The 11,699-nt window shown below is 65.4% G+C and carries 10 protein-coding genes and 2 pseudogenes; 6 read left to right on the top strand and 6 right to left on the bottom strand.

The annotated features are described in order from the left end of the window. Positions 1-2: 2 nt before the first annotated feature. Together QFZ70_RS18470 and QFZ70_RS18465 are read right to left on the bottom strand one after the other, a co-directional pair. On the bottom strand, positions 3-986 hold the full coding sequence (locus QFZ70_RS18470) for an ABC transporter permease (RefSeq protein WP_307097674.1): 984 nt from the start codon (positions 984-986) through the stop codon (positions 3-5). Between the two features lie 337 nt (positions 987-1,323). Continuing rightward, entirely contained in the window at positions 1,324-1,947 is a 624-nt protein-coding gene (locus QFZ70_RS18465) for a TetR/AcrR family transcriptional regulator (protein WP_373461640.1), read from the bottom strand. 127 nt (positions 1,948-2,074) lie between these two features. Here QFZ70_RS18465 and QFZ70_RS18460 point away from each other — a divergent pair, with 127 nt between their 5' ends. The 6 genes and pseudogenes from QFZ70_RS18460 (at position 2,075) to QFZ70_RS18435 (ending at position 7,285) form a co-directional block, all read left to right on the top strand. After that, on the top strand, positions 2,075-2,632 hold the full coding sequence (locus QFZ70_RS18460) for an NAD(P)H-dependent oxidoreductase (RefSeq protein WP_307097670.1): 558 nt from the start codon (positions 2,075-2,077) through the stop codon (positions 2,630-2,632). Positions 2,633-2,763: 131 nt separating this feature from the next. Continuing rightward, a complete protein-coding gene (gene ligD, locus QFZ70_RS18455; protein ID WP_307097669.1) occupies positions 2,764-4,008 on the top strand; it encodes a non-homologous end-joining DNA ligase in 1,245 nt (414 codons plus the stop codon). 166 nt (positions 4,009-4,174) lie between these two features. Then, entirely contained in the window at positions 4,175-4,939 is a 765-nt protein-coding gene (locus QFZ70_RS18450) for a hypothetical protein (protein WP_307097668.1), read from the top strand. 86 nt (positions 4,940-5,025) lie between these two features. Continuing rightward, a pseudogene (locus QFZ70_RS18445) lies at positions 5,026-6,319 on the top strand (PLP-dependent aminotransferase family protein). A 49-nt stretch (positions 6,320-6,368) separates the two neighbouring features. After that, entirely contained in the window at positions 6,369-6,797 is a 429-nt protein-coding gene (locus tag QFZ70_RS18440) for a universal stress protein (RefSeq protein WP_104043756.1), read from the top strand. A 152-nt stretch (positions 6,798-6,949) separates the two neighbouring features. Beyond that, complete coding sequence (locus QFZ70_RS18435) at positions 6,950-7,285, top strand: hypothetical protein (RefSeq protein WP_307097667.1); 336 nt, start codon at positions 6,950-6,952, stop codon at positions 7,283-7,285. Between the two features lie 11 nt (positions 7,286-7,296). On the opposite strand, the pseudogene QFZ70_RS18430 reads toward QFZ70_RS18435, so the two are convergent. From QFZ70_RS18430 to pdhA, 4 genes and pseudogenes are all read right to left on the bottom strand, one after another. Beyond that, positions 7,297-7,916: pseudogene (locus QFZ70_RS18430) on the bottom strand (phosphatase PAP2 family protein). Between the two features lie 12 nt (positions 7,917-7,928). Beyond that, entirely contained in the window at positions 7,929-9,401 is a 1,473-nt protein-coding gene (locus QFZ70_RS18425) for a dihydrolipoamide acetyltransferase family protein (RefSeq protein WP_307097665.1), read from the bottom strand. A 7-nt stretch (positions 9,402-9,408) separates the two neighbouring features. Further along, positions 9,409-10,389, bottom strand: coding sequence for an alpha-ketoacid dehydrogenase subunit beta (locus tag QFZ70_RS18420; protein ID WP_307097664.1), 981 nt, complete (start codon positions 10,387-10,389; stop codon positions 9,409-9,411). After that, complete coding sequence (pdhA, locus tag QFZ70_RS18415) at positions 10,389-11,654, bottom strand: pyruvate dehydrogenase (acetyl-transferring) E1 component subunit alpha (protein ID WP_307097662.1); 1,266 nt, start codon at positions 11,652-11,654, stop codon at positions 10,389-10,391. The genes QFZ70_RS18420 and pdhA overlap by 1 nt, the downstream gene beginning before the upstream one ends. Between the last annotated feature and the right edge of the window lie 45 nt (positions 11,655-11,699).

Raw genomic sequence — 11,699 nt, 5'->3', positions numbered from 1 at the left:
GGCTACTGCACCCGCACTCTCGGGTCAACAAGCGTGGTGGCGAAGTCCGCCAGGATGGCCCCCAGGGCGAAGATAACGGAACCGTAGGCCAGCGTGGCAGTGGCGGCGTTGACGTCCTGGAGCGAAATGGCGTCGATGCTCCAGGAGCCCACGCCGGGCCAGGCGAAAATTTTCTCCGCGAAGAAGCCGCCGGCAAAAATGGCCGGGATGGTGAAGGCAATGCTTTGAGCCACCGGAATGAACGAGACCCGCAGGGCATGCCGGGAAATCGCCTGGTTGCGGGTGAGTCCTTTGGCGCGTGCCGTCCGGACAAAGTCGGCGTTGACGTTATCCAGGAGGTACTGCCGCTGCGCAATCTGGTACGAGCCCCAGCCCACCAGCGTGATGGCAATGGTTGGAACAGCGTAGTGCGCCAGCATGTCCACGAACTGAGCCCAGCCCGGTTCCATGCCGGGGGTGGATATGCCGGTGACGAAGAAGATGCGCTCCCCCACCGTTTCGTTGATGTTGATGGCGCCCAACTGCACCAGGAAGTACGCGATGGGGGCAGGCACGATGTAGGCGAGGTAGCTGTAGGACGTGATGACACGGTCCTGGACCTTGTACTGCCGCGCTGCCGAATAGACCCCGAGTGCCACTCCGATGACAAGCGTCAGGATGATGGAGGCCAGGAAGAGCCGGGTGGAAATCCACACCCGGTCCCCGAACTCGGCGTTGATGAAGGCACCGTTCGGGCTGCGGCCCCAGTCCCAGCGGGTGACGATGGCGGTAAGCCATTCCACGTAACGCTCCCATGGGCTCAGGTCCGGGTCCAGGCCCTTGAGGCGCATCGAGTTGGCCACCTGCTCCGGGGTGGGCCGGGGAATGCGTTCCTGTTCAAGCAGCGCGGGCTTGAGGGAGCTGACCGCCAGGAAGTATCCCGCCGAGGTGGTCAGGAAGATCATAAAGACGTACGTGATGCCGCGCTTTGCGAGGTACCTGAGCATGGCGCTGGTTCTACTTCGCCGCCGGCAGCTGAACGGTAAGACCCCGCGGTGTCAGCAGGGGGGCCAGGCTGTTGGGCAAATCAACAATCACGTGCTGGATCCTTCCGTTATCCCCGGGTCAGCGGGGGTTGTGCCGCCTCACCGGGTCCTTGCCAGCGGATAGCTGGCTCCCGCAGCCTCTGGAGGCCTGGCCCTTGTGGACTATGTCGCGGGTCACATTCCAGAGGAAACTATCACAAGCCGCTACCCGAAACGGGCCCGTTGTGGCCAAACCCACCCGCCCGTATCAGATCGTTATGAATAATTCTGTAAATTCAGTGTGACGGGGCGGAAAGAATCAGTTCGGCGTGACCTGCGCAGCGGTGACAACCCGTGTAACAAGCTCCTTCCAGGAGTCACTGAGGCGGTCAGCATCCACGCCATGCACACGGGCCAGGTTCAGGAGCCGGTCCGGAGCCAGCGTGGCCCCCAGGGAACGCGCCATCAGCCAGGGGTCCGCCGCGAAGCCTTCCTCCGTGAGCAGCACCTCGATATGGCGGTACCACAGGGCAGCGGCCGGTACTTCAACCCGGCCCCTTGAGGCATTCTCAGCGGCGAGGACCAGGTCGCCGAACTCCATAACGTAGGCAATCCGTTCAATGCCGAAAGCAACGAGGCGTTCCAGCCCTGGCGCGCCTGGCCCCAAAGGCGGCGGCCCGAACATAAAGCGCGCCTGAAAGGCAGCCTCGGATTCGCTCAGGAGGGTGAGCATAAGTCCGGCCCGGCTGCCAAAGCGGCGGAATACGGTGCCTTTGCCCACCCCGGCATGCTCGGCGAGCCGATCCATGGTGAGGGCTTCTGCCCCGCCTTCGCCGATCAGATCGCGGGCCGCCTCGAGCAGGCGCTCCCGGTTCCGCGCGGCGTCGCTGCGTTCCACCACCTCGCCCGCGGGTAGTCGGGGGCGCATTGGGATGAAGCTCACATTCCACATTCTAGACCCCGGGAATAAGAAGCGGACCGCAGTCCGTTTAGATGGGTGAAGGCACGAACAAGCCTTAGCTGTCACCGGCCGGCGGACCCCTCCCGCCGCCCCTACCCCAGGAGTTTTCATGACCAAGAGCACCGTACTCACCCTCGTCGGCAGCCTCCGCGCCGAGTCCACCAACCAGAAGCTGGCGGAAGCCATCCAGCTGAACGCACCGGAGCAGGTGGATGTTGTCATCCACGAGAACCTGGGAAACATCCCCTTCTACAACGAGGACATCGACGTCGAAGGCCAGGTTCCCGTGGCCGCTGCCGCCCTGCGCGCCGCAGCCAACGACGCCGACACGCTCCTCCTGGTCACCCCCGAGCACAACGGCACGGTCCCCGCCGCGCTGAAGAACGCCATCGACTGGCTGTCCCGCCCCTACGGCGCCGGCGCCCTCACCGGCAAGCCCACCGCCGTCGTCGGCACTGCGTTCGGCCAGTACGGCGGAGTGTGGGCCCAGGACGAGGCACGCAAGGCAGCAGGAATTGCCGGGGCGCAGATCCTTGAGGACGTCAAGCTCGCAGTGCCGGGTTCCATGGTGCGCTTCGCTGAACTCCACCCGAAGGACGACGCAGAGGTTGTGGAGCAGATCAAGGGCGTTTTCGATGCCCTCACAGCTGCCCAGCCTGCCGCCTAAGCAGACTTCCCTGTGCCCGGCGCGGATCACCGTGCCGGGCACCGCTGTTTCCCAGGACCGTTGGTCCGCCGGGAACGCGGGCATCAGCCCGTGCTCTGGCTGTGACATTCAATCGTTGCTAGCGTGACGGAATGAGCCCCTCGAAGACCCCGGCCGAGATCCTCGACATCAACGGCGCAGAGGTCCGCATCTCAAGCCCGGACAAGGTGGTGTTCCCGGAACCCGGGCTCACGAAGCTGGACCTGGTGCGCTACTACCTCACGGTCGCGGACGGTGCGTTGCGCGGCGCCGGCGGGCGGCCCATGGTGCTCAAGCGTTTCCCGAAGGGCATCGACGCCGAACCGTTCTTCCAAAAGCGCGTGCCCGAGAACCGCCCCGAATTTATCGACACCGCAACGCTCCACTATGCGTCCGGAACGTCAGCCGAGGAGGCCGTTATCCGGGACTCCGCAGGCCTTGCGTGGGTGGTGAACCTCGGCTGCCTCGACCTCAACCCACACCCCGTCCGGGCAGAGGACCTGGAGCATCCTGACGAACTTCGGGTGGACCTCGATCCGATGCCGGGGGTCGACTGGGCACAGATCGTGGATGTTGCCTATGTGGCGCGGGAGGTGCTCGACGACATGGGACTGGTGGGCTGGCCGAAAACAAGCGGCTCCCGGGGACTCCACATCCTGGTGCGCATCGCGCCGCACTGGTCCTACCGCGACGTGCGGCTCGCCGCCGAGACCCTCGCCCGCGAAGTCGAGAACCGCGCGCCCGGCCTCGCCACCGCCCGGTGGTGGAAGGAGGAGCGCGGCGAGAGTGTGTTCGTCGACTTCAACCAGAACGCGAAGGACCGCACCGTGGCATCCGCCTATTCCGTCCGGGCCCTCCCCGATGCCCGGGTCTCGACGCCGCTTTCGTGGGACGAAGTGCGCTCCGCCCGTCCCGATCAGTTCACGGTGCGCACGGTACCCGGACGCTTCGCGGACATTGGGGACCCCCATGCCGGCATCAACGAAGCTGCGGGCACACTGGATGGCCTCCTCGCACTGGCAGCCGCGTTGGGCCCTGCTGAGAAAGCGCCGCGCAGCGGTGACGGCTCCGGCCGCCGGCAGTCAGCGATGCCCCTCATCGAGGTGGCACGCACCAAAACCAAACCCGAGGCACTCGCGGCGCTCGACGAATGGAAGTCCAGGCATGCGGACCTGATCCCCGCCTTGCACCCCGCGGACGTGCTCGTGGACGGAATGCGCGGGTCGAGTTCGCTCTGGTACCGGGTCAGGGTAAACCTGCAGCACATCCCCGATGCCGACCGTCCCGCACAGGAGCAACTCATTGCAGACTATGACCCTTGGGCGGGCAAGGAGTGGCCGGGCCGCCCCGGATCCTGAGTCATGTGGCGCGCGCCCGCGTGGTGCTGCCGTGACCAACTCTTGTCCCAACCGGTACCTGGCGGACATCCTTTGGCAGACCGGCCAGCCGTAACGTTAATCCACGGACGTACCGGGACGGGATTGCGGTGCAGCAATGGCAAAAAGGCCAACGGCTGGAAGGCGGATGGCGGGGGTGCGCGCTGTGATGGTGGCATCCGCCCTGTCACTTCCACTGTGGGCGGCCGCCTGCGTCACCCCACCTCTCCAGGACACACCGCCCTCCCCGGCGCCGCCCCTCGTTGACGCCCGCACCACCCCCACCCCGGCAGCCGCGCCCCCTGTACCCGCCCCCCAGCCGCAGGCGCCGCCGCCCGCAACGGCAGTCACGCCCCCGGCTCCTGAGACCAAGGGCGGTGCACCCGCGGCCCCGGCCGAGACCGCACCAGTCGGCACGGCCACAGCACCTGCGCCGGAAGTACCGGCGTCCGAGGATCCCCTTCCTTCCGCGCCGGCTCCATCAGGCAAGGTGGCAGGACCGCAAACTGTGACCGCCTACTACGTACTCCTGGACGACGGCGGCAGCAACGGGGTGCGGTTCGGCTGCAATGACAGCCTGGTGGGGGTTTCCCACCCCAGTTCGGCCGGGGAGGATGCGCTGGCTGCTGCCGTTCGCGCCCTGCTGGACGCGCAGGCTGAGCCAGAACAGTCACAGCAGCCGCCGGAGGTCTATAACGCACTTTCGGAATCCGACCTGAAGTTTCTGTCCGGAAGTTTCGACGGCACCACCGTCACGGTATACCTCGCCGGAACGCTCAGCATGGGAGGGGTCTGCGACCTTCCCCGGGTGGAAGCGCAGCTGACCCATACTGCGGTTTCGGCGGTGGGGGCAATCCGGGCGGAAATCTATGTCAACGGGCTGACCCTCGCTGAGGCCCTGAGGCTGGACTGACCGTTCCACCACCGCAGGTACCGGGCGTGCATGGTGACTCAACAGCTGTTGCCTCAGCAGCAACACTCGGCTGTATCCTGTTTGTTGTGAGCCACGAGACACTCGACGCCGCAGCACGGACGCTGCCTGCCGAAGCCATTGACGCCATCGAACGGGCGGCGACGTCCGCCCACCGCCATGAGGAACTCTTCTCAGAGCGCGCCGCCAACATCCGGCAGTCCGCCGTCAGGGATGTCTTCGACATATCTTTGCGCCCCGGGCTGGTTTCCCTTGCGGGTGGAAGCCCCTACCTGCAGTCCCTCCCCCTTGACCGGCTTGCGACCACCGCAGCAGCCATCATTGCCGAGGACGGACTGACGGCCCTGCAGTACGGCGGAGGCCAAGGCACGGAGGAGCTTCGCGCCCAGATCTGCGAAGTGATGGCCGCCGAGGGCATCGTGGACGCGCTGCCCCAAAACGTGGTGATTACGGCAGGGTCGCAGTCAGCCCAGGACGTTGCCACCAAGGTTTTCTGCAATCCCGGGGACGTGGTGCTGGTGGAGGACCCCACGTATGTGGGCGCGCTGAACACCTTCGAGGCCTACCAGGTGCAGGTTGAAACAGTGGAGATGGACCGGGGACGGCCTGGTTCCGGATCTCCTTGAGGCCAAGATCGCGGCCCTGCAACTGGCCGGCAAGAGCGTGAAGTTCCTGTACACCATCCCCAACTTCAACAATCCCTCCGGAATCACCCTCGCCCGCGAGCGGCGGCAGCAGGTGGTAGATATATGCCGCAACGCGAATATTCTTGTCCTTGAAGACAACCCTTACGGCCTCCTGCGTTTTGATGGCGAACCACTGGCACCACTGCGCGCCGGCAACCCCGGGGACGTCATCTACATGGGGTCCTTCTCGAAGATCTTCGCCCCCGGCCTTCGCATCGGCTGGGCCCTGGTGCCCGAGCACCTGCAGCGCCGCTACTACCTGGCAGCGGAAGCTGTGACCCTGTGCCCGCCTGCACTCAACCAGATGCTGGTATCTGCCTACCTGCGCGACTTTGACTGGCGGGGCCAAATCGAAACGTACCGCGGACTGTATGCAGAGAGGTGCCGCGCCATGCTCGCAGCCCTTGAGGCCCACATGCCTGCCGGGACCAGCTGGACCAGCCCGGAAGGCGGATTTTTCGTCTGGGTGACGCTCCCGGAAGGGGTGGACACCTACCCGTTGCTGCAAAAGGCGATCGACGCCGGTGTGGTGTTTATCCCCGGAGCCGCCTTCACGCCGTCGGACGAGCCGTCCAATAAGCTGCGCCTGGCCTACAGCGCCGTGCCGCCGGAAGCCATCACTGAAGGCGTTCGGCGCCTTGCGCCGGTACTGCGGGAAGCCATAGCGGAGCTGTAGCCTTGGGCTCACTGACTTAAGCCGCACACACAAAGCAAAGGAGCAACACATGAGCGGAATCATCGTTGTAGGGGTTGACGGCAGCGGTACGGCCAAGAAGGCAGCGGAGTCCGCACGGGACCTCGCCGCAGCACTGGGCGCCTCGCTTCACGTGGTCTCAGCCTTCGACAGCGACCGCACCGAGGTCTTCGGCAGCGGCAGCGACCAGTGGATTGTGTCCGACGCCGATGCCGCCGAGCACGTAGCGCGCACCGTCGCGGATTCCCTCGGCCGGGACATCAAGGTGACTTACTCGGCAGCCCGCGGCCGCCCGGCGGACGCCCTCATCAAGGAGGCCCTCCGGATGGAGGCCCGCATCATCGTGGTGGGAAACCGCAGGATGCAGGGCATCGGGCGCGTCCTCGGAAGCGTTGCCAACAGCGTGGCCCACAACGCTCCCTGCGACGTCTACATCGCCAACACCTACGACGCCGACTAGCCCGGATAGGGTCACCATGGGGCGGCATTCCCCCGCCCCATGGTGTCCGTTCTCACCCTAAAAGCAGGGTTTTGGAGCTGAAGCCGGGGATAAAATTGGATAAGCCCTCAATGGTGCGGACATCCGGCATTCACCATTTTCAAGGGGCTCCATTGATAACTCTCCAGCGCCGCCAGCTCGTAGGGCACGACATCCTCCTGGCCCGCCACGGAAACCACATCTGTTCCATGCGCGTTGACCGCAGCAGCGGCAGGGTGGTGGCGCTGCTGGACGACGGGACCGTTGACAGCGCACCGAACCTCATTGCCCCGGGCCTCGAACTTCCCGCCACGGTGGGCAGCGTACTGCGTGAAGACTGGAAGATTCTGGCCGCCTCCGGGGCGGTGGCCGCGGGAATGTGTGCATTGATGGTGACAGCAGCGGTTGCGCTCGGATCAATGACGGATCCAACCACTATTGAGATGCTCTCGGCCTACACCATCTATTAGGCCTCCCTGGGTTAGGAGACCATCCAGCCCTGCAGGACCCACCAGATCCCGGCCATCACCACGCCGCCGAACAACGAGCCGGCAACCACCTGCGCCACCGTGTGGGCGCGCAGCACCACCCGGGACCAGCCGACGGCGGGGATGAGCAGCAGCAACGGAAGCCACGGCGCCCCGAGCATCAGAACCGCAATCACAGCGGACGAGGATATGGCGGCAGCGTGCCCGCTGATTTTCCAGAACGGGCTGACTGCTGCCAGGACCACCACGCGCCGCCCACCACACCAAGAACCATGGCCACAACGCTTTGCGGAGCCCCGACAGCATTCAGGACCAGCAGTCCGGCCGCGATGGAGGCCAGCGCCATCAGCAGCACTGGTGCCCGCTGCTTGCGGTCGCTGACGTGATGGTCGGTGACTTTACCCAGTTTCACCAGGACCAGCAGCAGCAACAGCGGGATCACGCAGACGAACAGGGCTGCCAACGCACCGTAGGCCATGGTTCCGGGAAAGCCGGCCTGGGTCAGCGGGCTGATCAACAGCTGCACGCTGACCACCACTGGTGGCTGGAGCGTCTCCGTGATCCATCTGGCTGTCCTGTTTTTGGCACGGATGGCGCCGGCGTTCATCACCATGTTGTCGGTTTCCTAGTCCAGCAGCAGTGCCGGTTCCTCCAGGATGGCGGCGACGTCGGCCATAAAGCGGGCGGACAGGTCGCCGTCCACCACGCGGTGGTCGAACGAACCGCCAAGGGTGGTGATCCAGCGGGGAATCACTTCGCCGTCCAGGACCCAGGGCTTCTGCTTGATGGTTCCGAAGGCGACGATCGCCACCTCGCCGGGGTTGATGATCGGCGTACCTGTGTCAATGCCCAGCGCCCCAATGTTGGTGATCGTGAGCGTGCCGCCCTGCATCTCCGCAGGCTGTGTTTTTCCGGCCCTGGCGGTGGTGGCGAGGTTGTTCAGGGCCAGCGCCAGCTCCTTCAGGGAGAGGTCCTGGGCGTTCTTGATGTTCGGGACCATCAAGCCGCGGGGAGTGGCCGCTGCGATTCCCAGGTTCATGTAGTGCTTGACCTGGATTTCGGCGGTGCCTTCGCCGTTGTCCATCCAGGTGGCATTGACGCTGGGGTTACGCGCGGCCGCCCAGATCACTGCCTTTGCGAGGATGAGCAGCGGCGATACCCGGATGCCTTCGAAGTCGCGGGAGGACTTGAGCCTCTTGACGAACTCCATGGTGCGGCTGGCGTCCACGTCCACAAAGATGCTCACGTGGGGTGCCGAAAATGCCGACTCCACCATCGCCTTCGCCGTGGCCTTGCGGACGCCCTTGACGGGAATCCGTTCTATCCGCTGGTCCTGCGGCTTTCCTGCCTTGCCCCAGAACCCGTCCGCCTTGTCCAGCTCTGCGTCGCGCTGGGCCTGGTAGCTGACCAGGTCCTCGCGCGTCACCTCGCCGCGCAGGCCGGTTGCCACCACGTCTGCGAGGTCGATGCCGAGGTCGCGGGCGATCTTGCGGACCGGCGGCTTGGCCAGGACCTTGTTCACGAGGCCGGTGATGGCCCCACCAAAGGTGGGCCGGTTGTCCATCCCTTCGGCGGACCGGGCCTCGTCATGCGCCGCCACCTCAGCCGGCGTGTGGGGCTGGACAGGCTCCACCTCGGGAGCGTTGACCGTCAGGGAACCGGCGGCAGGTGCCGCCTTCCGCGGGCGGCGCTTGACGGCGTCGGCCTTGGGACCCGAGCCCACCAGCGGACCGCCGGCCAGGGCACTGTCTGTTGAGCCGGCGTCGGGCGCTTCATTTTCTGCCGGCAGCTTGCCGTAGAGCGGCTGCACCGGGGTCTCCGGGGCCCGCACGTCCGCGGGCGTGGGATCGCCCGCGACGTCATCGCTGACGCTGATGATGGCCGTGCCGACGTCGATGGTCACCCCTTCCGGGACCAGCAGATCCGTGACGGTCCCGGCAAAGGGGGACGGCAGTTCCACGATCGACTTGGCAGTTTCGATCTCGCACAGGACGTCATTGATGGCGACGGCGTCACCGGGCTTGACCTTCCAGGAGACAATTTCCGCCTCGGTGAGGCCCTCGCCTACGTCAGGCAGGTTGAACTTGTTGAGAGTCATGGTGTCCTCAGTAGGTGAGGGCGCGGTCCAGCGCCTCGAGGATGCGGTCGATGTCCGGAAGGTAATCTTCCTCCACCTTGGCAACGGGATAGGGCATGTGGAAGCCACCTACGCGGATCACGGGCGCCTCCAGGGAATGGAAGGCCCGCTCGCTGATCCGGGCCGCGATTTCACCGCCGATACCGCCGAAGGTGGGCGCCTCATGGGCCACGATCAGGCGCCCGGTCTTTTCCACCGAGGCGGTGACGGTATCGAAGTCAAGGGGCGAGATGGAGCGCAGGTCAATGACCTCAACGCTGCGTCCGTCCTCCTCCGCGGCGTTGGCCGCAGCCAGGGCCACCGGAACCAGCGGGCCATACGCCACGATGGTGGCGTCTGCCCCCTCCCGGAGAACGTGGGCCTTGAAAGGGTCATCCGCCCGGCCCGGTGACTGGACGTCAACGTCACCCTTGAGCCAGTAGCGGCGCTTGGGCTCGAAAACGATCACCGGATCCTGGCACTCCACAGCCTGCTGGATCATCCAGTAGGCATCATGCGGGTTGGACGGCGTGATGATGCGCAGGCCTGCCGTATGGGCGAAGAGCGCTTCCGGGGATTCCGAATGGTGCTCCACGGAGCCGATGCCTCCGCCGTAGGGGATGCGGATGACCACTGGAACGGTGAGGTTGCCGTTGCTGCGCGCGTGCATCTTGGCCAACTGGGTGGTGATCTGGTTGAAGCCCGGGAAAACGAAGCCGTCGAACTGGATTTCGCATACCGGCGTGTAGCCGCGCAGTGCGAGGCCGATCGCGGTGCCGATGATGCCGGACTCTGCGAGCGGGGTGTCCACCACGCGGTCCGGGCCGAACTCGCGGATCAGCCCGTCCGTCACGCGGTACACGCCGCCGAGGGCGCCGATGTCTTCGCCCATCAGCAGGGATTTCGGGTTGTCCGTCAGTGCTGCGCGCAGGCCCTCATTGATGGCCTTTGCGATGGTCATGGTGGTCATCAGTGGCCTGCCTCTTGGGACGCCGGGGCTGTTACTGCCTGCCGTTCTTCTGCCTGCCCTTCGCCTGCAAAACCCGCTGAGTACTCCTCAAACCAGGCCAGCTCCTCTGCCACCAGGGGGTGGGCCTCCACGTAGGTGTTGGCGAAGGCGGACCGGATATCCGGCGTCTCGAGGTCGTGCGTGGTGCGCCGGACGTAAGCTGCGAGCTCGTCACCGTCGGCCTTGACCTTGGCGAAGAACGCTTCGTCAGCCAGGCCTTCCGCACGCAGGTATTTCTCCAGGCGTACCAGCGGATCCTTGGCCCGCCAGGCATCCTCCTCCGCTGACTCGCGGTATTTCGTGGGGTCGTCCGCCGTCGTATGCGCACCCACCCTGTAGGTGAAGGCCTCGATCAGGACGGGGCCTTTGCCCTGGCGTGCGTGCTCCAGCGCCCATTCGGTGACGGCGTGCACGGCAATGACGTCGTTGCCGTCCACCCGGATGCCGGGGAAGCCGTAGCCCTTGGCCCGGTTGGACAGCGGCACCCGCGTTTGCACGTTGGTGGGAACGGAGATGGCCCAGTGGTTGTTCTGGCAGAAGAACACCACGGGGGCGTTGTAGGAGGACGCAAACACCATGGATTCGTGGACGTCCCCCTCGGAGCTCGCGCCGTCCCCAAAGTAGGCGATAACTGCCGCGTCCGGTTCTGAAGTGGGCGCACCGGAGGCGGCAGAGTTGGCGGCGGCAAGCTTCTGGTCCCGCTGGATGCCCATGGCGTAGCCCACTGCGTGAAGCGTCTGCGCCGCCAGGACCAGCGTGTACAGGTGGAAGTTGGTGTCCTTGGGGTTCCAGCCGCCGTTGGAGACCCCGCGGAACTGGCGCAGGAGCTCGGCCAGGTCCACATTGCGGGTCAAGGCGACGCCGTGTTCCCGGTAGGTGGGAAAGATGTAGTCCTGCGGCTGGCTGGCACGGCCCGAGCCGATTTGGGCGGCTTCCTGGCCGGTCAACGGAACCCAGAGCGCCAACTGGCCCTGGCGCTGCAAGGCGGTGGCTTCGACGTCGAAGCGGCGGATGGCAGCCATGTCAGCGTAGAGTCCCTGGAGTTTCTCCGGGGTGAGTTTCTCGGCGTATCCGGTGAAGACGGGATCAAAGCCGAGTTTCCCGTCAGGGCCGAGGAGCTGGACCATCTGCGCCGGGGGTTCGCCCATGATGGCTTCGGCATCAGCCTCGCGCTGGTCGTCTACAGCTGTTCCGTCGAACTCGGTGGCAGGCAGATGTGTGCCCATACCGTCTCCTTGCTTGCCGCATCCGGATGCGGATGCAATGTCGCT

Source organism: Arthrobacter sp. V1I9, from assembly GCF_030817075.1.
GTDB lineage: Bacteria > Actinomycetota > Actinomycetes > Actinomycetales > Micrococcaceae > Arthrobacter.
This window is presented reverse-complemented; position numbering and strand designations above follow the sequence as displayed.

What these genes read in the sequence shown, in the direction of transcription:
- QFZ70_RS18470 (WP_307097674.1), bottom strand. Translation starts at nt 986, where the DNA reads ATGCTCAGGTACCTCGCAAAGCGCGGCATCACGTACGTCTTTATGATC.
- QFZ70_RS18460 (WP_307097670.1), top strand. Translation starts at nt 2,075, where the DNA reads ATGACCAAGAGCACCGTACTCACCCTCGTCGGCAGCCTCCGCGCCGAG.
- ligD (WP_307097669.1), top strand. Translation starts at nt 2,764, where the DNA reads ATGAGCCCCTCGAAGACCCCGGCCGAGATCCTCGACATCAACGGCGCA.
- QFZ70_RS18450 (WP_307097668.1), top strand. Translation starts at nt 4,175, where the DNA reads ATGGCGGGGGTGCGCGCTGTGATGGTGGCATCCGCCCTGTCACTTCCA.
- QFZ70_RS18440 (WP_104043756.1), top strand. Translation starts at nt 6,369, where the DNA reads ATGAGCGGAATCATCGTTGTAGGGGTTGACGGCAGCGGTACGGCCAAG.
- QFZ70_RS18425 (WP_307097665.1), bottom strand. Translation starts at nt 9,401, where the DNA reads ATGACTCTCAACAAGTTCAACCTGCCTGACGTAGGCGAGGGCCTCACC.
- QFZ70_RS18420 (WP_307097664.1), bottom strand. Translation starts at nt 10,389, where the DNA reads ATGACCACCATGACCATCGCAAAGGCCATCAATGAGGGCCTGCGCGCA.
- pdhA (WP_307097662.1), bottom strand. Translation starts at nt 11,654, where the DNA reads ATGGGCACACATCTGCCTGCCACCGAGTTCGACGGAACAGCTGTAGAC.